At 58.0% G+C, this 22,959-nt stretch carries 13 protein-coding genes and 1 pseudogene; 13 read left to right on the top strand and 1 reads right to left on the bottom strand.

Translation table 11 applies throughout. The features are described 5' to 3' along the window. The first annotated feature begins 233 nt into the window (after window positions 1–233). The 3 genes from ACFE7X_RS06330 to ACFE7X_RS06340 all read left to right on the top strand — a co-directional run bounded on the left by ACFE7X_RS06330 (window position 234) and on the right by ACFE7X_RS06340 (window position 3,783). Complete coding sequence (locus tag ACFE7X_RS06330; protein ID WP_375434826.1) at window positions 234–458, top strand: hypothetical protein; 225 nt, start codon at window positions 234–236, stop codon at window positions 456–458. Between the two features lie 131 nt (window positions 459–589). Continuing rightward, complete coding sequence (locus ACFE7X_RS06335; protein WP_375434827.1) at window positions 590–1,165, top strand: recombinase family protein; 576 nt, start codon at window positions 590–592, stop codon at window positions 1,163–1,165. Window positions 1,166–1,695: 530 nt separating this feature from the next. Next, on the top strand, window positions 1,696–3,783 hold the full coding sequence (locus tag ACFE7X_RS06340; protein WP_375434828.1) for a HelD family protein: 2,088 nt from the start codon (window positions 1,696–1,698) through the stop codon (window positions 3,781–3,783). Window positions 3,784–4,448: 665 nt separating this feature from the next. Here the strand turns inward: ACFE7X_RS06340 and ACFE7X_RS06345 are convergent. Beyond that, window positions 4,449–5,033 (bottom strand): RNA polymerase sigma-70 factor, encoded by a 585-nt coding sequence (locus ACFE7X_RS06345; protein WP_375434829.1) that lies wholly within the window; start codon window positions 5,031–5,033, stop codon window positions 4,449–4,451. Window positions 5,034–5,482: 449 nt separating this feature from the next. Between ACFE7X_RS06345 and ACFE7X_RS06350 the strand changes: the two genes are divergently transcribed. The 10 genes and pseudogenes from ACFE7X_RS06350 (at window position 5,483) to ACFE7X_RS06395 (ending at window position 22,653) form a co-directional block, all read left to right on the top strand. After that, window positions 5,483–6,529, top strand: coding sequence for a FecR family protein (locus ACFE7X_RS06350; RefSeq protein WP_375434830.1), 1,047 nt, complete (start codon window positions 5,483–5,485; stop codon window positions 6,527–6,529). Between the two features lie 28 nt (window positions 6,530–6,557). Next, on the top strand, window positions 6,558–9,977 hold the full coding sequence (locus tag ACFE7X_RS06355) for a SusC/RagA family TonB-linked outer membrane protein (RefSeq protein ID WP_375434831.1): 3,420 nt from the start codon (window positions 6,558–6,560) through the stop codon (window positions 9,975–9,977). Between the two features lie 29 nt (window positions 9,978–10,006). Beyond that, window positions 10,007–11,527 carry a RagB/SusD family nutrient uptake outer membrane protein gene (locus ACFE7X_RS06360; RefSeq protein WP_375434832.1) on the top strand — a complete coding sequence of 507 codons (1,521 nt, stop codon included), beginning with the start codon at window positions 10,007–10,009 and terminating at the stop codon, window positions 11,525–11,527. A 75-nt stretch (window positions 11,528–11,602) separates the two neighbouring features. After that, window positions 11,603–14,593, top strand: a complete 2,991-nt coding sequence (locus tag ACFE7X_RS06365; protein ID WP_375434833.1) for a glycoside hydrolase family 2 protein — start codon at window positions 11,603–11,605, stop codon at window positions 14,591–14,593. A gap of 52 nt (window positions 14,594–14,645) precedes the next feature. Further along, window positions 14,646–15,443, top strand: coding sequence for a sialate O-acetylesterase (locus tag ACFE7X_RS06370; protein ID WP_375434834.1), 798 nt, complete (start codon window positions 14,646–14,648; stop codon window positions 15,441–15,443). 106 nt (window positions 15,444–15,549) lie between these two features. Next, window positions 15,550–16,839 (top strand): annotated as a pseudogene (locus ACFE7X_RS06375) (right-handed parallel beta-helix repeat-containing protein). A gap of 50 nt (window positions 16,840–16,889) precedes the next feature. After that, window positions 16,890–18,338, top strand: coding sequence for a T9SS type A sorting domain-containing protein (locus tag ACFE7X_RS06380; RefSeq protein ID WP_375434835.1), 1,449 nt, complete (start codon window positions 16,890–16,892; stop codon window positions 18,336–18,338). Window positions 18,339–18,768: 430 nt separating this feature from the next. Next, window positions 18,769–18,978 carry a hypothetical protein gene (locus ACFE7X_RS06385; protein ID WP_375434836.1) on the top strand — a complete coding sequence of 70 codons (210 nt, stop codon included), beginning with the start codon at window positions 18,769–18,771 and terminating at the stop codon, window positions 18,976–18,978. 531 nt (window positions 18,979–19,509) lie between these two features. After that, window positions 19,510–20,430, top strand: a complete 921-nt coding sequence (locus ACFE7X_RS06390; protein WP_375434837.1) for a DUF808 domain-containing protein — start codon at window positions 19,510–19,512, stop codon at window positions 20,428–20,430. A 294-nt stretch (window positions 20,431–20,724) separates the two neighbouring features. Continuing rightward, complete coding sequence (locus ACFE7X_RS06395; protein ID WP_375434838.1) at window positions 20,725–22,653, top strand: gliding motility-associated C-terminal domain-containing protein; 1,929 nt, start codon at window positions 20,725–20,727, stop codon at window positions 22,651–22,653. The last annotated feature ends 306 nt before the right edge of the window (window positions 22,654–22,959 follow it).

Below are 22,959 nucleotides of genomic sequence, written 5' to 3' on the forward strand. Positions count from 1 at the left end.
AAAGCCCTGGCTGGCGCCCTAGTCGCCGACCCCTATCCGGGCAGCGGCTGCCCGGATAGGGGTCGCGCACTTCACCGGTTTCTTGCTGGCCTGACACGTGGCGTTAGCAGCAGGGGAGGGGGCGCACAAGCTGCGCGCCCGCGAGCGAGTAGCAGGCCGCCAGGTGCAGTTCTGTTGAGAAGAAACCCCCAGCCTATCGTGCTAATTGCTACGCGTACCGTTTATCTCTCCCTATGATGGCGACCCTATTCTTACTCGGCACGCTTGCCGGAACCGACTGTTACGTAGTATTGTTTTTGTTGCTCGGGCTGCTATTGGGCTTCTGTCGGCGCTTTGCGCGCACGGGTCAGCTCGCCCCTTCGGTAGCCACTTCTCGAGGGGAGCGGCCCGAGCCGGAGTCCGAGCTGATACCCTTCAGCGAGTACAAGGCGCAAAAGCATCGCCTCCTGCACAGCTAGGGCCGGCGCTCACAACAACCAGAAGAAGCATCCTACCCGGAGCCGGGCTGGACCCAATACGCTAACAGCGGGCGAGCAATGGGCTCAGCGCCTCGCTTGAGCCAAGCAGTTTCCTTTTTTGAGTTTCTCACATGGTGTACGGTTATGCCCGGCAGACGACCCCCGACCACCCCCTGGCCCAGCAGGTGGAGGCCTTGCGTGCTTACGGCTGCGCCTGCCTTGTCGAGGAAGAAGCGGCCGCTGGCAAAGAGCGCCCCGCGCTGCGGCAACTGCTAACGCAATTACACGCGGGCGATACGCTCGTCGTCTGGAAGCTCGACCGGCTGGCACGCTCGCTCAAAGACGTGCTAGCACTGCTGCACGGCTTGGCGCAGCACGGCGTGCACTTCGTCAGCCTGCAGGACCAGCTGGACACAACCACCCCGGCCGGGCAGGGGCTCTTTACGCTGGTGGCCGTGCTGGCTGAATTAGAGCGGGAGCGGCCCCGCACCCGGGCGGGCGGCCCAGGTGCGTCGGCGCCGGGCCGGCCCAAAGGCTTGACCGTGGAGGCTCTCTCCAAAGCGCAGGCGGCCAAAACTTTGTATGTAAAGAAAAACAAAACGGTGGCGCAGATCAGTCGCCTGCTCGGCGTGGGCCGGGCCACGATTTACCGCTACCTTCACTACCTGGGTATTCCTCCCTTTCGAGATAATGAAAAGAACCGGTAGGGGCTTGGCTTGGGCATAAGTAGGCGAGCCATCTAGAAACCCTCGTGGCTGGGGCAGAACGCTAACCCTACGGCGAAAGCGAGCGGTCGAAGGGCCCCCTTCATCAGAGCACCTATTACGAGTTCTGCAACAGCCACTATTGTGGCTGTTGCAGAACTCTTCAAGACGCATCCCCGCCTACTTCGAGTGCTCTATAAAGCGTGTGGAGCCTCCTTTTCAGCCCTGCTCGCTTCGTCGGCCTACTTAAGCCTTACCGTTAGCGAATTCTGCAATAGCCACTATGACTTGTTGGACTATGTCTTTAGGTGCTTTTTAAGGTAGCTAAAGGCTGATACAGAGGCCCCAAGAATCAAGCCACCCCGGTCCTGTTAAGCACCTAAGCCAATGGGGCATTGAGCCTGTAGACCACCCTGCCTAAGTGCTACGACGAGAAGCTCCTGCTGAGGGATGAACCGTGAAACATCCACCTGAGTATCCAGCCGAGGCCCCACACGGAATAAACTACCTAGAACGCTTCAGTAGCCCAGAATTTGCCGTCACCTTTGCGGTTCGTTTACCAAGAGCAGCCCGTGATAAACACCACCGAGCAAGCAGAGAAAGAATACCTGGAAGAAATCAAGGAGAAGCTGACGCTGGCCGTGCGCCGGGTGGATGACGCCGTCCGGCAGCACTCCACCGAACTGCGGCAGAAGAAAGAGTACATCCACGAGCACCAGTCTGGCATGGACGAGGCCGATATGGTGGCCGCTGACCAGTCCATCAACCGCATGGCCCTGACTGGGGAAGGAGCCGTGGCCCGCAAGCGCCGGTTGCTCAAGCTGGTGCAGTCCCCCTACTTCGGCCGCCTCGATTTCGGGACGCCGAACCAAGCCGCCGTGCCGGTCTACATTGGGGTGCATTCCTTTTTCGATGAGCAACAGCGCCAGAACGTCATCTACGACTGGCGCGCGCCTGTTTCCTCTTTGTTCTACGATTTCGAGCTGGGCGACGCCTCCTACGCCACCCCGTCGGGTACGGTGTACGGCCGCATCGAGCTAAAGCGGCAGTACAAAATCCGCGACGGCCGCCTGGAATTCCTGCTCGACAGCGACGTGAACATCCACGACGACGTGTTGCAGCAGGAGCTGGCCAAGTCCTCCGACGATAAGATGAAGAACATCGTCGCCACCATCCAGCGCGACCAGAATGCGGTAATCCGCAACGAGGAGGCCACGGTGATGGTGATTCAAGGCGTCGCCGGCTCGGGCAAAACCTCCATTGCCCTGCACCGCATTGCCTTTTTGCTCTACCGCTACCGCGAAACCATTGCCGCCAAGGACATTCTCATCATCTCCCCCAACAAGGTCTTTGCCGACTATATTTCCAACGTGCTGCCCGAGCTCGGCGAAGAGCACCTGCCGGAAATGGGCATGGAAGAACTGGCGGCCGACTTGCTCGAAGGCCGGTACCAGTTCCAGACGTTTTTTGAGCAGGTAACAGCCCTGCTGGAGCAACACGACGCGGCATTTATCGAGCGCATTCGGTTCAAATCGTCGTTTGAGTTCCTGAGTCAGCTAAATCAGTACCTGCTTCACATCGAGAATACCTACTTCACCGTGACCGAACTGCGGGTGGGCCGGACCGTGGTGCCCGCCGCCTTCATCCAGCAGAAGTTTCGGACCTACCACCGGGTGCCGCTGCTGAAACGGTTTGCGCTGGTAGCCAACGACGTGCGGGCCTTCGTGCGCGACGCCGCCGGCCGCAAGCTCACGGGCCCGGAAAAAGGCACGATTGGGGAAGCCCTACCCCGCATGTTCCGGCTGCACAACGTGGCGGACCTCTACCGGGACTTTTACCGCTGGATCGGCCGGCCCGAACTGCTCAAGCTCCACCCTGGCCAGCCCCTAGAATATGCCGACGTGTTTGCTTTGCTTTACCTGCGCATCCGCCTGGAAGGCCTGCCCGGCTACGACCACGTCAAGCACCTGCTGATCGACGAAATGCAGGATTACACGCCCGTACAGTACGCTGTGCTCTCGCGCCTGTTCCACTGCCGCAAAACCATTCTCGGCGACGTGAGCCAGACGGTAAACCCGTACAGCGCGTCCTCGGCCGAAACCATCGAACGGGTTTTTCCGCAGGCCGATGTGGTCCGGCTTTACCGCAGCTACCGCTCCACCATCGAAATTACAACCTTCGCCCAGCGCATTACGCCCAATCCCAACATCCTCCCACTGGAACGGCACGGCCCCGCGCCCACCGTGGCCCGCTTCAGCACCCGGGACGAGGAATTGCAGGCCCTTCGGCAGATGCTGGCGGACTTTCCCGGCTCCGGTCACCATTCTTTGGGGGTTATCTGCAAGACGCTGCGGCAGGCCAAGCAGGCGTACGAGGCCCTGCAGGCCCCCGGCGTGTATTTGCTCACGGAGGAGTCCACCACGTTCAAGGAAGGCGTTATCATTACCACCGCTCACTTGGCCAAGGGCCTGGAGTTTGATGCAGTAGTGGTACCGTTTGTCTCTGCGCGCACGTACCAAACGGAGGTGGACAAGAGCATGCTCTACGTGGCCTGCACCCGGGCCATGCACCAGCTCACCCTCACGTATTCTGGGGAACAAAGCGCCTTCCTCCCGGCCTGAGCAGTGTATGGTGCTCGATGGCCTACAATAAGGCTATGAAGCGGGACAGGCGTCCGTTCCAAGCTAAGGGAGAGTAATTCTGTTACCCCCATTTGCTTCCTGGTTTTGTTGATCTCAGAAAGCCAGGGTGGCCAGTCCATCTTCTTACACCCTTCCTCCTTAAAATGTAACTTTTAACGAAGAGCAGCTAATAGTGGGGAAATGCTGGTGACATTCTAGCAACAGGTGTGGCTGTTGCAGAGCTCATCAGACAATTAGAAGCCTAATTGCTTAGCTTCCTACTACGTGATAAGAAGTGGCAAATACAAGCTTTTCCGACTGCTTAGATTACCATCGGCTCCTGCTGTTAGCAGCAGGAGTTATGCAACAGTTCCACTCGATTGAAATACAACAAAATAGAGGTGGCGCCTCTTAAAAGCAACATATCGTCATATCGTATGAAAGGGTTGTAGTAAGCATAGCGTCAAGCAGGAGCAAAGCGTACGGGTGTTCTTGCTGCCTAGCAGGCTAGCTTGCCGCCCTGGCTAAATCAACGGCTGGTAGTAGAAACGGTACACTTTAAATGGCCGGTCAGCGGCCGCGCATGGCTAAGCTCGAAATACGCAAGCCAATCAATTGCCGAGGGTATCCGCTGGTCTTGGCTTACGCTGCTCAGCGGTAGAAATTCACACTTGCAGCAAAAGGAGTATTATCGTAATGGTCGTGCCGTGGGCTCGGAAGTAGGTGCGCAGAAATTTGAGGGCGAGGGTCATTTGGGTTTCCACGCTCTTGACGGAAATATTGAGCTCCTGGGCAATGCCAGCATAAGAGAGGCCTGCCTGCCGGCTCAGAGCAAACACCTGCCGGCGCTTGGGCGGTAGCTGCGCTAGGGCCACCTGATACAGCTCTTCTAATTCGGCGTATTCCATCTGCTGCGTGGACGAGTCATCGGTGACAAGTAGTTCCTGATGGCAATCCTCAAACACCCACGTGCGCTGGCGACGGAGCTGCTTGAGCACCGCGTGGTAGGCGCAGGTATACAGATAGGTTTTGAACACGATGCCTTCGTCGAACTCGTGCCGCCGCTCCCATACCTTCAAAAAACAATCCTGCACCACTTCCTCGGCATCCGCCGCCGACTTCAAATAGCCGTGCACAAACTGGCCTAGCCCCCGGGCATACAAGGCGAACAGGTCAGTAAATGCCTGTGGCTCGCTTGCGCGTAGCTGCGCTAAGCAGGCTACATCAGAAAATTCACGGCAGATTTTCAAAGGAAAAACAAGCAAAAGTGGGAGCGGTTTTTAAAGCTACTCACGGTAGTAAGTACTTACTATCCTGTGCCATCCTGCTACCGCAAAAAAGTTTAGCCACTAACTTCCTTTAGAGCAGCTAAGCAGTAAGTGCCAGTAGCCGGAGTTGCGATGTGCCAGTACGGGAGTTGCTGGATGGCCCCACTGTAATCAGCACGCGACTTAAGTCTATTAGCCGAAAAGAAGCGAAACAGCGGCCCTTTAGGATAAGGTGACCCTGGCGGCGTTTATCTCTATTTCTGCAAGATTCCTGTAGCCGCCTGGCTGTCATCGGGGGCAAAATAGATTGATGACGGTTGGCTGAAACAAGAACGACAAGCAGCACGCAAAAAAAAGTTTCGGGTGGCTTCAGGGTAGAAGCGCCTTGCTGGCTTTTACTAGGCAGAGAAGCCTTGCGCTGAAAACTTGTTATGGCAGAAATAGACTTTGAAGCGTGTATGCGCTACGTGCGGAATGAATCGTCGCTGGAAGAAGCCAAGGCCGTACGGGCCTGGCTGAAAGATCCGGCGAATGAACTTCTGGCCCGGCACTGGATGAGTTTGCACCAAGCTTCGCTAGAGGCGAGCGACCAACCGGCGCAACCAAGCACGTTAGATTACGCCGGTATGGAAGCCGACTTGCAGCGCCGCTTAGGCTGGGACGTGCCCCCAGTAGAAGAGCACCCAGCTACTTTCGCTTGGCGCGGCTGGGCCGTCGCGGCCGCGATGGTAGGCGTTGCCGCCAGCCTAGGAGGCACGCTCTACCTGCAGCGGGTCCAGTCAGAAAATGGCTTGGCGACGACCACCCGGCCAGCAAGTAGTTCCGCTCCCGTGCGGTACGCTACCCGTTATGGCCAGACGCGCGAGGTGCAGTTGCCCGACGGCTCCACGGTAACCTTGAATGCCAACTCTACGCTGCGCCACGCCGCAGTTTGGAACGCCACTACTCCCCGTGAGGTATGGCTTGACGGTGAAGCGTACTTTTCGGTCAAGCACCAACCCAACCACCAGCGGTTCCGCGTGCATACCACCGGCAACTTCAACGTGGAAGTGCTCGGCACCAAATTCACGGTCTACCGGCGGCATGCGCAGCAGCGCGTAGTGCTGCTCTCGGGTAAGGTCCGGGTTGACTTCAATGACCAGCGTCAGGCAGATGTCATCCTCAAGCCGGGGGAGTTGCTGCAAACCACCGATGCCAAACCCAAGCAGGTAACCCACGAGACCGTGCAGGCCCCAGCTTACGCCGCTTTCACCAACAACAAGCTAGTGCTCGACGATACGCCCATTGCCGAGTTGGCCACGCAACTGCGCGATACCTACGGGGTAGAAGTCGTGGTGCAGGACCCGGCCCTGAACCGGCAAACCATCACCGGCACCGTGCCCGTGGGCGATTTAGACCTGCTCTGCCAAGCCCTGGAAGCTTCCTTCCCCCTGAAAATCGAGCGCCAGCCCGGACGCATAGTGCTTTCGCCTCTCTAAGGTTCCCACTCCTTTCCCACTATATTTTATGAACCGACTGCATACTCCCTTTTCTGGGCCCTTGGCTCGTCATGCAACCGTAGCGGCCGGCCTGCTGCTGTTGCACACGCCGGCGGCCGGCGCCTATGCCCAACTGCTGGCCTCTGCGCAAACGCCCCAACAACAGCGCCAAGTTGCCAAACGTGCCGTTCCACTCAAGGAGCTGCTCGGGCAGTGGGAAAAGCAGTACAACACCACCATCGTCTACAAAACAGACTTGGTACGCAACAAGAGTGCGGTGCCGCAAAACGAGTCTGGCAGCTTGGAAGAACAGCTAAGCAGCGCCTTGCAGCAGGTGGGACTACGCTATCAGAAGCTGCGTTCGGACTATTACGTAATCGTGGAAACTAAGCCCAGCGGTGCGCTGCCCAGTAAAACAACGCCGATAGCGGGGCGGGTTACGATGGCCGGCGGCGCGGGACTCCCAGGGGTGACCGTGGTAGTGAAAGGTACTACTACGGGCACGTCCACCGATGGGGAGGGCAACTTCACCCTGGAAGTGCCCGAGGGTGCAACGCTGGCATTTTCCTTTGTTGGGTACGTAAGTCAGGAAGTAACCGTGGGCAAGCAGACGGCGCTCAATATCACGTTGCAGGAAGACAACAAAGCCCTCGACGAGGTGGTGGTCGTCGGGTACGGCACCCAAAAAGCAGGCAACGTAACGGGAGCCATTACGGGTATTACGGCCAAAGAAATCGAGGAGCGGCCGGTTAACCGCATTGAAAACGCACTGGTTGGCCAGATGCCCGGCGTGGAAGTGCAAACGCCCACAGGCGAGCCGGGGGCCGACCTGCAAATCCGAGTGCGCGGTGCGGCCTCCATCACTGCCTCCAACGAGCCACTCTACGTGGTGGACGGCGTACCAGTAGATAATCTGCGCGGCATCAACCCGACCGATGTCGCCAATATCGAAGTGCTGAAAGATGCCGCCTCGGCCGCTATCTACGGGTCGCGCGGCTCGAACGGGGTGGTGCTCGTCACCACCAAGCGCGGCAAGAAAGGAGCCCCCAAGTTGCAGTTCTCGGGCTTCACGGGTATTCAGAACGTGGAAAGCAAACTGGATGTGCAGTCGGCCGAGGAGTGGATTCAGATGCGCAAAGACGGCATCGATGAAGAATGGGTTCGTCAGAACACTGCGCTCAACCGCCCCGAAGACTCCCGGGAAGTGCGCCTGCAGCGGTTGAGCCGCAACGGGACGGTAGCGGTAACCCCGGCGAATGTACTTCGCTACACCCACGATCCAAAATGGGCGTACGGCCAAGACAGCCTGGCTTATATCGACTGGCAGGATGCCCTGTTTCGCCAGGCGGTGATGCAGCAATACACGGTGGGCATTTCTGGCGGCACCGATAAGGTTAACTACAACGTCAACGGGTCGTACCTCGATCAGAACGGCATCGTGCTGGGCACCAACCTGAAGCGGGCCACGATGCGGGCCAACTTTGATGCTCAGGTTCGCAAAGGCATCAAGCTGACCCTGACCTTGGCCCCGAGCATGGAATGGTCGAGTTTGGGCCGAGTAGATGGAGATGATGCGCAAGCCGCCAATGCCGCGCAAATGCCGCCGGTAGCGCCCAAGGAAGCCGGTATCTACGTGGGCGCGCAGCCGTACGGGCCCTACGAATATTCGGGCCGCTACATCAGCCCCATCGCCGTGATGGAGCGCAGCCAGGTCCGGGGCACTCGTACCCGTCTCAATGCCAACATGGGTTTGAATTTTGATATTTATAAAGGGCTGCAGCTGCAACTACTTGGGGCGTTGGACAACGGGTATTTCCAGGACCAGCAATTCTTCCCCACCAATACCAGCCGCGACTGGGCCACCGCCGCCAACGAGGGTGCCCTGAGCCGCTCGCGCTACTATCAATCGTTTAACACGCGCTACCTCTTTCAGAGCGTGTTGAACTACACCCGCTCGTTCGGCGACCATAACCTGAATGCTATTCTGGGCTATTCGGTGGAGCGCACCCGCTTCGACAACTCGCAGCAGCAAAACACCCAGCTGCCCAACGACCTCACCTACCTGTTTGACCGCTCGAACTCGACCACCAACCAGAACAATATCAGCTCCGGCCAGGAAGCCTTGCTCTCCTATTTCGCCCGGCTGCAGTACGATTACAAGCAGAAGTATCTGCTCTCGGCCAGCCTGCGCCGGGATGGATCCTCGAAATTCGGCAGTGGTCGGCCCTGGGGTTATTTTCCGGCCGTTTCGGCGGGCTGGCGGGTGTCGGGCGAAGAATTTATGGCGGGCGTAACGGCCCTCTCCGACCTGAAGTTTCGGGCGAGTTGGGGCGTGACGGGCAACAACCGCATTCCCAACAACTCGCAGTTTGCCACCCTGGGCGTGAGCAACTACTCGTACGGTGGGGCCGCTAGCACGGGCTACGCCCCCAACAACATCGAAAACGACCTGCTCGGGTGGGAGCAAACGGCTAGCTTCAACTACGGGCTGGACTTTAGTTTGCTCAGCAACCGGGTGCAGGTGTCGGCTGATTACTACGTAAAGAAGACTAGTGACCTGCTCTACACCGTGCCCATCGTATCGCTGTCGGGCTTCACAACGAATTTTCGCAACATCGGCAATGTGCGCAATGAAGGCTTGGAGCTGGGCGTAACCACCCAAAACCTGATAGGAGCATTTACCTGGCGAACCACTTTCAACGCTTCGTACAATCAAAACGAAGTGCAGAAGCTTGGCACCACCGACACGCCCGTGCCGACCGGCTTTCAAAACAACACGAGCATCCTGCAAGTGGGCTCCCCCATTGGGGCCTTCCTGCTCTATGAGGCCATTGGGGTGTACCAGACGCAAGCGGAAGTGGATGCCGGCCCGCGTATGAGCGGCACCAGAGTGGGCGACTCGAAATACAAGGATCAGAATGGCGACGACGTCATCGATAATCAGGACCGCGCGCTACTCGGCAGCCCGCGGCCGAAGTACACCTTCGGCATGACTAATACCTTCACTTTCAAATCCTTTGACCTGAGCGTGTTCATGAACGCACAGCAGGGGGGCTACTTGTACTCCATTCTGGGCCGCACTATCGACCGGCCGGGCATGGGCTACAATTACAACCACGCCGCGAACTGGAACAACCGCTGGCAATCAGAAGCTAATCCGGGCGACGGCATGACGCCGAGCATTACCGCTACCACCGGCGCTTACTTCGACTCGCGCTGGCTCTACAAATCCGACTACCTGCGCGTCAAGAACATCACGCTGGGCTACACGCTGCCCAAAGGCAAGCTGTACGCCAGTGCCCGCGTGTATTTGGCGTTGGAAAACGCCTACATCTGGCACAGCTACACCGGCGGCTTCTCGCCCGAGGCCGTGCAGAGCGGCGGCTACGACAGCGGGAGCTATCCGCAAGCCCGCACCTACACCATTGGCTTCAACCTGGCGCTGTAACCCTATTCCCACCCATCACTAGTACTTCGATGAAAGCATTGAAACTTCTGGCCTTCTCGGCCGCCGTAGGCTTGGGCGGGTTACTGGCTACCTCGTGCAGCGAGGACATTCTCGATATTCCGCCGGCCGCCAATAACACCACCGACCAGTTCTATCAGAACGAGGGCCAAATAAGCCAAGCCGTTACGGCCATATATAATGGCTTGCTGACGCTGCCAAGCAACGTGTACTGGAATATGTCGGAGCTGCGGTCCGATAACATTCTAACCAATATTGCCTTGGTGGCCCGCGACTACAGCGACATCAGTAACTTCTCGGCCACCTCGCAAACGCAACAGCTGCAAACCACCTGGACGGACTTGACGCAGATCGTATACCGGTCCAACCTGCTGTTGCAGAAGATCGAGCCATTTACGTTTGCCCGAGTCAACCAATTCAAAGCCGAAGCTCGCTTCCTGCGTGCCTTGGCTTATTTCGACCTTGTACGGCTTTGGGGACCAGTGCCTATTGCCGAAACGGTACTCAGCGCCACCGAAGCGCAACAAGTGCCGCAGGCGCCAATTGCCGACGTGTACCAGTTCATCATCGAGGACTTGAAATTTGCCGCGGACAACCTGCCCGCTGCCTATACCGCCGCCGATAAAGGCCATGCCACCAAGTGGGCCGCCAAAGCCCTGCTGGGCAAGGTCTATTTGACGGGGTACGGCTACCCGCTCCGCGACGCGAGCATGCTGCCCCTGGCCAAGCAGCAGCTCCTGGAAGTGTATGCGCAAGAAGGGGCCGCCACGTTCTCGGTGGCACAGAACTTTGCCGACCTTTTCAAGACGGCCAATGACAACCGGTATGCCGTCTTTGAAATCCAGTACATTTCGGGCGGCACCGGCCTGGGCAGCCAGGTTCCCTGGGAACAAGGCAATACCTTTCCTTCTTTCTGGTCGCCGTTCACGGCGGGGGGGCCTGACATTCAGGTGCCGCCGGCGTTTTTCGGGGCCAACTGGCCTAAGATTGACCGCCGTAAAGCTGCTACCATCGATTCGGTTATCCGCAATCCGACCACGGGGGCGCTGGTCGCGGGGCGGCCCCAATTCACGAAGTTTCTGGAGAAGGGTACGACGGCCCCGCAAAACAACCGCGACTACCCGAACAACTTCCTCCTCATCCGCTTCGAGGATGTAGTCCTCATGTACGCCGAAGTTCTGAACGAGGAAAGCAGTGGCCCGGTGCCCGCCTTGGCGGTTACCCTAGTCAACCGTATTCGTACCCGTTCCGGCATCCTGGCTTACACGAACACTTCGCCGGAAAGGGCCAGCAAAGCGGCGTTTCGCGCCGCTATTCTTAAAGAAAGACGGTACGAATTTGTGGTGGAAGGGCAACGCTGGTTCGACTTGGTGAGAACCGGCACGGCCCTGCAAACCATCATGGACTTCAAACGGGAAACGAATGTTCCGCTCGGGCGGCAACTCGACGAGCACGATCTTCTTTTCCCGCTTCCGTTGCTGGAGCTAAGCATCAACCCCGGCTTCTGGCAGCAGAACCCCGGCTACAACTAAGCGCCGTATTCTTTTGCCGCCGAGTTTTTTCTAGTCGAATCCAAGGCCCGCAGCTAGTATCATCTTCCCTTTCCTATGCGAACAACTTCCCCCGTACTGCGGCTTCTGCTACTGCTGTTGTTGGTCTCTCCAGCGTTGGCGGCGCAGAAACGCCCGGCTGACCTGCGAACGAAGTACAACTTCAATCCTGGCTGGCAGGTGCTCGTCGGTGATGCGGCTGGTGCCGAAGCCCCAGGCTTCAACGATACCAAGTGGCGACGCGTAACCTTGCCTTGGGCCTGGAATGAAGATGAAGCGTTCAAAAAGGACATCAAGGACCTGAGCACCGGCGTTGCCTGGTACCGCAAGCACTTCAAGCTGCCCAAGGCCGACGCGGGCAAAAAAGTATTCCTTGAGTTTGAGGGGGTGCGCCAGGGTGGCGAGTTCTACATGAACGGCCAGTTCGTCGGGCGGCACGAGAATGGGGCCATGGCCGTCGGCTTTGACGTGACCAAGTACTTGAAGACCGCCGGACAGGAAAACGTAGTGGCCGTACGCACCGACAACGACTGGAAGTATCACGAAAAGGCTAGCAACTCGGGCTATCAGTGGAGCGACAAGAACTTCAACGCCAATTACGGCGGCATCCCTAAGAACGTGTATCTGCACGTGACCGAGCCCCTGTATCAAACGCTGCCCTTGTATGCTGGGCTGGCCACCACCGGCGTGTACGTCTATGCTCAGGAGTTCGACATTCCGGGTCGCGCAGCCACTATCACCACAGAGTCGCAGGTACGTAACGAAGGCCCGGCGCCGCGCACCTTCAGCTACGAGGCCACCATCACCGACGCGGAAGGCAAAGTGGTGCAGACGCTGGCAGGGGAGCAAGCCACCTTAGCCCCAGGCGAAACCAAAGTGGTGCGCGCCCGCGGCCGGGCCGAGAAACTAAACTTCTGGAGCTGGGGCTACGGCTACCTTTACGATGTAGCTACCACGCTCAAGGTTGACGGTAAGCCCACGGACGTGGTGCATACGCGCACCGGCTTTCGCAAAACCGCTTTCCGCGACGGCATGATCTACCTCAATGACCGGGTGCTGATGGTACACGGCTACGCCCAGCGCACCAGCAACGAGTGGCCCGCCGTGGGTTTGTCGGTGCCGCCCTGGCTTTCGGACTTCAGCAACGGCTTGATGGTGGAGAGTGGCGGCAACCTGGTGCGCTGGATGCACATCACGCCCTGGAAGCAGGACGTCGAATCGTGCGATAGGGTAGGGCTGCTGCAAGCCATGCCCGCCGGCGATGCGGAAAAGGATGTGACGGGTCGCCGCTGGGAGCAGCGCACCGAGCTCATGCGCGACGCCATCATCTACAACCGCAACAACCCGAGCGTGGTGTTTTACGAGTCCGGCAACGAGAGCATCAGCGCCGAGCACATGGGGGAGATGAAAGCCATTCGTGACCAGTACGACCCAAACGGCGGCCGGGCCATCGGCTCTAGAGAGATGCTCGATATTGCCGAGGCCGAGTACGGCGGAGAAATGCTCTACATCAACAAAAGTGCCCGGCATCCGCTCTGGGCCATGGAGTACTCGCGCGACGAGGGCTTGCGCAAGTACTGGGACGAATTTTCGCCGCCCTACCACCAAGATGGGGCCGGCCCACTCTACAAAAATGCCAACGCCTCCGAGTACAACCGCAATCAAGATACCCACGCCCGCCAGAACGTGATGCGCTGGTACGACTACTGGCGTGAGCGGCCCGGCACGGGCAAGCGCGTGAATTCCGGCGGCGTCAACATCGTATTTTCCGACACGAATACACATTATCGGGGGGCTGAGAACTACCGCCGCAGCGGCGAAGTCGATGCCGTGCGCATTGCCAAAGACGGCTTCTATGCCCACCAGGTGATGTGGGACGGCTGGGTGGAGCCCGAAAAAGCCCGCACCCATATCATCGGGCACTGGAACTACAAAGACGGGGTTACCAAGGACGTTACCGTGGTGTCGAGCGGGGAGAAGGTAGAACTGTTGCTCAACGGCAAGTCGCTGGGCTTCGGCGAGCCGAGCTACCGCTTCCTTTATACCTTCAAGAACGTGGCGTGGCAGCCGGGTACGCTTACGGCCATTAGCTACGACGCGAAAGGCCAAAAGGTAAGTCAGGCCGAGCACCAGACTGCCGGTGCCCCCGTCGCGCTCAAGCTCACGCCCATCCTCAGCCCCGTGGGGTTGAAAGCCGACGGCGCCGATTTAGCGCTGGTGCAGGTGGAGGTGGTGGATGCCCAGGGCCGCCGCTGCCCCACGGACTTGCGCCCAATCAACTTCAGCCTGAGTGGACCAGCCGAGTGGCGCGGCGGCATTGCCCAAGGCCCTGGCAACTACATTATGAGCAAGAGCCTGCCGGTGGAAGGTGGGGTGAACCGTATATTGCTCCGTTCCACCACCAAGGCCGGCACCATCAAGTTGCAGGCGGCCGCCGAAGGCTTACCTACGATTTCCGTCAGTTTGAAGTCGAAGCCAGTGGAAGTGAAAAATGGCTTAGCAAAGGCTTTGCCGGCCGAAGGCGTGCCGGGGCGCCTGACACGGGGGCCAACTCCAACTAGCCCCTCGTTTACCCCGTCGCGCACGGCCCTCGCCATTCGCCGCGTAACCGCCAGCTCCAATCAAGCCAACGCGGTGGGCAGCTACGACGACAACGAGTTGTCGGAGTGGATCAGCGACAAGCAGCAGTCCGGCGCCTGGATTCAGTACGAACTGGAGCGCCCCGCCGCCCTGAGCGAAGTGGCCATGAAGCTCACGGGCTGGCGTCGGAGCCAGTACCCGATCCGCATTCTGGTGGACGGGCAGGAAGTGTTCCGCGGCACCACCGAACCCAGCCTGGGGTACTTCACGGCGGCCTTTTCGCCGCGCGCGGGTCAAACCGTGCGCATCGAGCTAACGGGCGCCACCAAGAGCCAAGATGCTTACAACATCACGGAGCTGGTAACGCCTAAAAAGAAGGAGGCGGCCGACAGTGAGTTGCCGAAGGGTAGCCTCGGGTTGGTGGAAGTGGAGCTCTACGAGAAAGCCGGAACTTCTCTCACGCCCTAAGCAGATTAGAAAGGCTCCGTCTGAGTGATTTTACACTAAGTAGCTAAAGCGAATGAGAACTATAACTACAATTTGTTTGCTGTTGGCTACGGCAGTACTCCACGCTCAAAACAAGCCGGCAGATAGCAAATTCGACGTTTACCTGTTGATTGGACAATCCAATATGGCAGGTCGGGGCCCACTAGATACGGAAAGCAAAGCCGTACACCCACGAATTGTAATGCTTGATTCCGCGAATCAGTGGGTTCCCGCTACCGATCCAGTTCATTTCGACAAGCCCAAGGCAGCAGGCGTGGGGCCAGCCATCCGCTTTGCCCAGGAAATACAGGGGTCAGACCGCAAGCAAACGATTGGCCTTATTCCCTGTGCAGTGGGGGGCTCGCCCATTAAGGTGTGGCAACCTAACGCCGTTTACCTGAAAACTTTTCATCCCTACGATAATGCCCTGGCACGGGCCCGGCTGGCCATGCAGCAAGGCATATTAAAAGGCATTCTCTGGCACCAGGGCGAATCGGACAACGATTCGCTGCTCGCGGCGGTGTACCTGGAGAAGATAGCGGTCCTGGTCAACCGTCTCCGCGCCGATTTACAACAGCCCAACCTGCCCTTTGTAGCTGGGGAGATTGGCTACTTCAACAAAGCAACTTATATCAACCGCGTCCTCAACCAGTTGCCGCAGAAAGTGCCCTTTACCGCAGTGGTCTCCGCCCGAGGCTTAATCGATAAAGGGGATAGGCTGCATTTCGACACCGCCTCAGCCCGGGAACTAGGCAAGCGGTACGCCGCAGCCATGAAGGCCTTGCAGATGCCTGGAAAAGCGGAAAAACCGAAAAGAACGGGAACGTGGTAGCTGCAACGCAAGCTAAAATTTCAATTGGTACTCGTGCTTTCTTCGCAAGGTCACCCGGAAAGAGAAATTAAAACGATCCGAATAATTCATTCCCAAAACCCACTGTATGAGCAAACTTTCCTCTTTTCTTACGGCACTATTATGCGCCTGTTCCTTGGTAGCCCATAGCAAGACTTACTATGTGGCACCCTCCGGCAACGACACCAACTCAGGCGTTATCAGCTCGCCGTTTCTGACTATTCAGCGGGCCCATACGGCCGTGGCGGCGGGCGACACCGTGTATGTACGAGGTGGCACCTATAGGATGTAGGAAGCGCAGATTTTTGAAAAGACTACGGGTGCTACGCCATTCGTTTATGTGACCAAGCTAACCAAAAGCGGAACCGCCGGAAAACGCATCAACTTCTGGGCCTATCCGGGCGAGCAGCCCGTGTTCGACTACACCAACGTGAATCCGGCCGGCTACCGCATCAATGCTTTCGAGGTAACGGGCTCGTGGCTGCACCTACGGGGCTTGGAAGTGGTAGGCGTGCAAGTGAACATCACCAACGTTAACACACAGTCTATCTGTTTTTCGCAGTCGGGAGCGGGGGGCAACAATATTTACGAGCAACTGAGCATGCACGACGGGCAGGCCATTGGCTTCTATTTAAGCCGGGGAGGCAATACCCTCGTCCTGAACTGCGATGCCTACCGCAACTTCGACTACACCTCCCGGGCCGGTGGGGGCATCAACGGTGGCAACGTGGATGGCTTCGGCGCGCACCCCAACCGGGCCGATTACACTGGCATCGTGTTTCGCGGCTGCCGGGCCTGGTTCAATAGCGACGATGGGTACGATTGCATCAGTTCCACCACTGCTATCACGTTCGAGAATTGCTGGGCGTTCTACAACGGCTATTCCACTTCGTTTCAAAGTTTAGCGAACGGGATAGGGTTCAAGGCCGGCGGGTACGGTACGAGCGCGAATCCGGGAGCTCCGGCAATAATTCCTCGGAATGTGGTGCGCCAGTGCCTGGCCGTGCAAAACAAGTCAACCGGTTTTTATGCCAATCACCACTTAGGCGGAATTGATTGGTATAATAATACCGCGTACATGAATGCCACGAATTACAACATGCTCAACCGCCGCGCTGACTATCTCGCCGATGTTCCTGGTTATGGTCATGTGCTGCGAAACAACATCAGTTTCGCGCCCCGCTCGACTAGTGGCACAAGTCATATTACCGATTATGATCCAGCGCAGTGCACTATTGATCATAACAGCTTTTTGAATCCTACTCTCACCCTGACTGCCGCAGATTTCAAAAGCATTGATAAGAATCTGCTAACGCAACCGCGCCAGCCCAATGGCGACTTGCCGGTTACGGATTTCTTGCGGCCGGCAGCGACCTGATTGATGCCGGTATAGATGTAGGACTTCCTTTCGAGGGCACTTATCCAGATTTGGGCTACCGAGAATATGTCAAGCAAAGTCAAACCATCACGTTTGCTGGTTTATCCAATAAAAAAATCGGCGACTTGGACTTCGATCCGGCGGCTACCGCTTCCTCTTCGCTGCCCGTAAGCTATACTAGCTCGGATCCTGCGGTTGCTACAATTACCAGCGACGGAAAAATTCATATCGTTGGTCCCGGCTCCGCTACGATTACTGCCTCGCAAAGCGGCGATGCCGTGTATGGTGCCGCGCCCCCGGTAACCCAGCAATTACAGGTCTTTGCTCCCCCACTGGTAAAAGCAAAAAACATCGAAGTAGCAGTGGATGGGAACGGGAATGCCGTCATCACGCCGGCTCTGGTCGATGACGGCTCACTTAGCTACAATGGCGCGCTGACCTTGCGTTTGAACAGAACAGCTTTCTCGTGTTCCGATATCGGTTCACCCCTCGCAGTCACCTTAACTGGTACCGATGAGAAAGGCTATGGCACTTCCACCGTCGCTCTGGTGAGCGTAACCGATAAAACCGCACCGTCACTCACGGCTCCTGCCAGCCAGTTACTCTGCTACAGCGGCAGCGTTTATACGGTTCCCACCCCGGCTGTTGCCGACAATTGCGGGGTGGGAACCGTTACGTATAGTGTCATGGGAGCTACCGTAAGAAGTGGCTCGGGACTGGATGCGGGCGGCAGTTTCGAAGTAGGAGTTTCCACTGTCATCTGGACCGTTACCGATATTCATCACAACGTAAGTATCGGCAGCACCACGGTTACAGTGAATGCGCCCTTTACCGCCAGCATTGCGGATGTATATGCCGTGAGTCAGACGGTTGACACCAAAAACACGCTCTATATCGGGTATGGTCCTACTTCGCTACTAGTTACCGTAACGCCCGCCGGCGGTACCGCTCCCTATACCTACTCCTGGAACACCAGGCAAACGAGTCCATCGATCCAAGTAGGTGCGGCTGGCATTTACACCGTAACGCTAACCGATGCGAAAGGCTGTTCAGCATCCGCCACACTAACTATCGCAGTTGCGGATGTGAGTTGTGGCAATAAAAATGAGAAGGTGATGGTCTGCCACAACGGGGCAGCAATCTGCGTGGCTTCCGCGGCTGTTCAGGCTCACCTTGCTCATGGCGACCAACTAGGCGCTTGCAGTGCCGCCAAACCAACAGCACTCGGTACCAATCAGACTGGCAAAGCAGTTGCAACGCAAACTTTGAAGGTTATGCTCTATCCTAATCCGGCAACAAATAAGCTCAGTATCAATATTGGGAATGGGCATAGTGGAGCAACGTTAAAGCTCTACAATGCCACCGGTGCTGTTGTGCTTTCCCAAACTCTAACTGACAACGCAAACATCATTTCGTTGGAAAGCCTTCCAACTGGAATTTATTATGCCCAAGTGCTAAGCGGGCAACAAATTACGAGAGAAAAGATAGTGAAAGAGTAGCTTGAAAAACCGCCAAGTTAGCTTTGATGGGGTCAGCCGGAAGCCAGCCGCCTTGCGCAGTCGGTTGACCCCTCTGTGTTTGGTTAGGACCGCCTATCAGTTCATAAGGACGAGCCCCGAACTCAGGCGTGAAGGCCAAAGGCTAGGTAGCTACTAGAACAAATAAAGCACCACCTACTCCGTGTATTAGTTACCGGGCTTGAGTCCAGACTCAAGCACAGCGGCTCCAGGCTAGCAAACAGGCAGCAATATGCTACACAAGGCGGCTAAGTATCTGGGCATAAGAACTGAAAGCGCATTTACCGGATTGTAGCTGAGTGTTGCTCAAGCGGTATTCGGTAAAACAAAGAATCAGTAAGCAGCAGGAGTATATGGTTTTCAAGGGAAATCGGATGTAACGTCGTCGGCTCAAAGTCAATGGCCCCCGATCATGGGCTGGAGCAGTTGGAACTTCTTTCACGTCAATATCGACGAGCGGCTCATCCACGAGCAAGCCGATATCATGATGGCCTCTGGGCTTTACGAGGCGGGCTACCGCTTCGTCAACATTGATGACGGATATTTTGGTGGGCGAGATGCGGCCGGAAACCTGCTGTGCTGGCCGATTTCAACAGGTTTCCCTCCGGCACGCAAGCCTTAGCGGCCTATCTGCCCCACGTCAACACCCGCGGCCACGCCAGTGCGCACAAGACGATGTTGCTGGCTGCCCTGGCCTACCATCTGAAAAAGCTGCTCAAGCATTGGCCTCAACAGCAATTAGTACTCGCAGCAGCCCTGCCTAAGCCTCCTGTGCCGCCTTCAACCGGCCTTTATCAACGAAAAACTAGGGGCACCGTCTAACCCATAAGCCAGCACTCGTCACGGCGATTAACAGCCAAAAGTTCTACAACAGACACCATAACCAAACGGACAACCTGCCAGGGACTTCGTGTAGTAAAGGCCACATTCAGCCACTGATTTATAGTTGACTGCCCGCTACCCCTTCTGGAGTGGTACGCTGCCGTTACCGCCCCCAGCACAGACCGGCCTTCCATTTACAACTGCGGCTACCACCCCTGCTTACTTAGAAAGGGAATGCCCCACTCGCCAAACGTCCATAACTTGCTGCCCAGGGACAGGATTAAACCGCAACGCCCTTGATAACAAAAATCCCATTACAACGATCCAGCACATGGCTTCCGGTCTTTTTGCGCTCTTAGATGATATCGCCGCTTTGGTCAAAGCCAGCGCGGCAAGTTTAGATGACGTGCCGGCTCAGGTCGCCAAAACCACCGGCAAAGTGTCCGGCATTGTCATCGACGATACGGCCGTCACGCCCAAGTATGTCGTGGGCCTCGACCCCGCCCGGGAACTGGCTATTATCTATCAAATAGCAAAGAAATCGCTGCGCAATAAACTCGTGATCCTGACGCCCGCCGCCTTGGGGCTCGGCTATTTTGCGCCGTGGGCCATTACGCCCATTCTAATGGTGGGCGGGGCCTATTTATGCTTCGAAGGGTATGAAAAGGTGCACGCTATGGTGAGCCCGCACCCCGACGTGCCGGTAGCAAGCGAGCAGCTACAGCACATTACGCCACAGGAATTGGAACAGGAGCGGGTGGCGGGTGCCGTGCGCACCGATATGATCCTGTCGGCCGAAATCATGGCCATTGCCTATAGCCAGGTGAGCGACCAACCCCTCGTCAACCAGTTGGTGGTCATGGGGGCCGTGGCCGTTTTTATTACGGTCGCGGTCTATGGCTTTGTGGGCTTGCTCGTGAAAGCCGACGATATCGGGCTCCACTGGGCCCAGGATCACTACCCCCCGGCGGCGCAAAAGCTGGGGCGTGGGATCGTACACTTGATGCCGCGCTTCTTAACGGTCTTGAGTTATGTGGGGACGGCCGCCATGTTGTGGGTCGGGGCCGAAATCATCGCCCACGGCCTGCCGGTGACCAGCCATTTACTAGACGATTTAGCACGGGCTTTAGCCCACCTACCGGTGGTGGCCTGGCTGGCCAAGGCGCTGGCCTGTGCGGTGGGCGGACTCCTGATTGGGTTTGTAGTGGAAAAGATAGTGCTGCTGGGTAAGAAGCTATTCCGTAAGTCTTAACGAGGGGCACTTAACGGCTCGTTTTTTAGCGGCGCTGTTTCTCGACTCCTTACTACTATACCTTGAGCATGGGCTGATAAGGGGCCCTTATGGGGGTATATGGAATTGCTTTGGGCACCCTGCAGGCGGACCTTTAGAAAAGGTTCAAGTGGCCTTCAGACTTCTCGCTGTCCGTTTCAACTATATCACCTTACTACTCTCTAATTAGATAGATAAGATCATTGGCCCCAACCGCCTATCTTGTTATTCGGTGGCGAGTTGCTGTCTACCCTCTGCGATTTTATCTTCTTTCCCGTGCCGCCTTTTGCCTCGTTTAGTACACGTCTGCGCCGGTATTGCTACCGGTTGCGGCGCACCGTCGGGGGCTACTGGGGGTTCCTCGCGCTGTTGCTCAGCCCACACAGCGCCGCTTGGGCGCAAGCGGCCAACACCCACTGGTACTTTGGCGAAGGCACCGGCCTCTCCTTCCAGACGGGCCGCCCGCAGGCCGTCGGGCTAAGCCGCACTAGTGTCAACGAGACCTGCGCCACCATCGCCGACGCCCAAGGCACCCTGCTCTTCTATACCAACGGACAGTCCGTCTGGGACCGCACGCACACGGCCCTGCCCGCCGCCTGTGCGCCCTGCGGCACCGGCCTGGGGGGATCAGTCCACGCGAGTGCCTTATTCGTGCGCCACCCCGCCGGCGACGGCCGCTACTACGTTTTCACCCTCGACCGGCCCCCGCCGCCCACAGGCCCGGTGTACCGGGGCCTACAGTATTCGCTGCTGGACGTGCGCCTGCGCAACGGCCTGGGCAATGCCGTGCCCGCCACCCAGAACGTGCCCCTGCAGCCAGCCGGCCCCGGCAGCGTGCTGGCCGAAAAGCTGGCGGGCGTGCAGCACGCCAACCGGCGCGACGTGTGGGTGGTGGTGCACGGCTACCGCACCAACGTCTTTTACAGCTACCTGGTCACCGCGGCCGGGGTGAGTGCCACCCCGGTGGTGAGTGCGGTGGGCAGCATACACACCGATTTTGGTGGCCCGATGAAGTTTGCCCCCAATGGCCGGCTGCTCGCCGTCAATCAGCAAATCGTGGGGGTCGAGCTCCTGGCCTTTGATCCCGCCACCGGGCAGGTGAGTAGCCCGCAGGCCCTGCCCGCCGGCTCGGCGTGGAACAACGGGGTGGCGTTCTCGCCGGACAATAGCAAGCTCTACCTGCACCGGCTCACGACGATTGCCCAGATTCGGCAGTACGATCTGAGCGCGGGCAGTTGGGCCGCCATACTTGCCTCAGCCGTGGATCTACCCCTGCGAAGCGAGCCGTTCATCAACTATACCGGCGGCCTCGAACTCGGGCCCGATGGCAAAATCTACGTGTCGCAAAGTTATAAGTCGCGCTTTGTCGGCGTCATTGAGCACCCCAACCAATCCGGGGTGGGGTGCCGCTTCGTGGAGAGTGCCGTTTCGCTGGGCGGGCGGGGCGGCAATATTGGCCTGCAAAACATCGTGCAGGAGTTGCCGGCCCCGACGCTGGCGCTGACGGCCACCCCGGCGTGCGTGGGTGCCCCCACCCACTTTGCCGCCCTTCTCCCGCCGGATTCGCTGGCGAGTATCCACTGGCAGTTTGGTGACCCGGGTAGTGGCGCGGCGGATTCGGCGGCGGGGGGCGCCCCAACCCATACCTACAACCAAGCCGGCCTGTATAGCGTCACGCTCCGGGTCCGGCTCTCGGACGGCACGCGCTTGCTGGCCCGCCGGAGCCTGACTATTAGCCCGCCCCCCGCCGTCGCATTTGTGCAGCCGCTGCGAACGCTCTGTTCCGGAACCACGGCGACGCTGCGGCTCACCCCGCAGCCGGCTGGCACCCACTACCGCTGGTCGGATGGCTCGACGCAGGCAACGCTGGTGGTGCAGGCGGCGGGCGCGTATTGGGTGGACGTCACCGATACGTTGGGCTGCACGGCCCGCGCCCAGTTGGAGGTGCGCCCCGTCGCCTGCCTCATTCCGAACCTCATCACGCCCAACGGCGACACGCGCAACGAGACGTTCGTGCTGCAGGGCCTCGAGGCGGCCGAGTGGCAGTGTCGGCTTTTCAACCGCTGGGGCCGGCAGATATTCCAGGCCGACTCCTACGCCAATGACTGGCGGGCCGCCGAGCAGCCCGCCGGCGTGTATTACTACCAGCTGACCAATTCACGCACCGGGCAGCGGTTGACGGGAACGCTCGAGGTGATGCGCTAATCCTAGCCACGCGTAAACCCAGTAAGCGGGTCCCCTCCCGGCAATCTAGGTTAGCCTCGCCGAAGAAGGCCCCCAAATCAAGCTTCCTGAGAGAGTATCGTCACGGTTGCCAAGCACCTTTTAATTAACGTTACGGGCTTTATACCTTACTAGAAACGCTCGTTCTTTGAGCGTCACAGGCTCATTTGTTGCCCTTTATCATCAACGCTAGGCTAATTGCTTTTGCGTTTACACTAAAAGAGGCTTCTGGCAAAGCTCCTTTTGGTTGCTGCTGGCGACGGACGCCTGCTGGCGTAATGTGGCTAG

This window comes from uncultured Hymenobacter sp., assembly GCF_964242765.1.
Lineage (GTDB): Bacteria > Bacteroidota > Bacteroidia > Cytophagales > Hymenobacteraceae > Hymenobacter.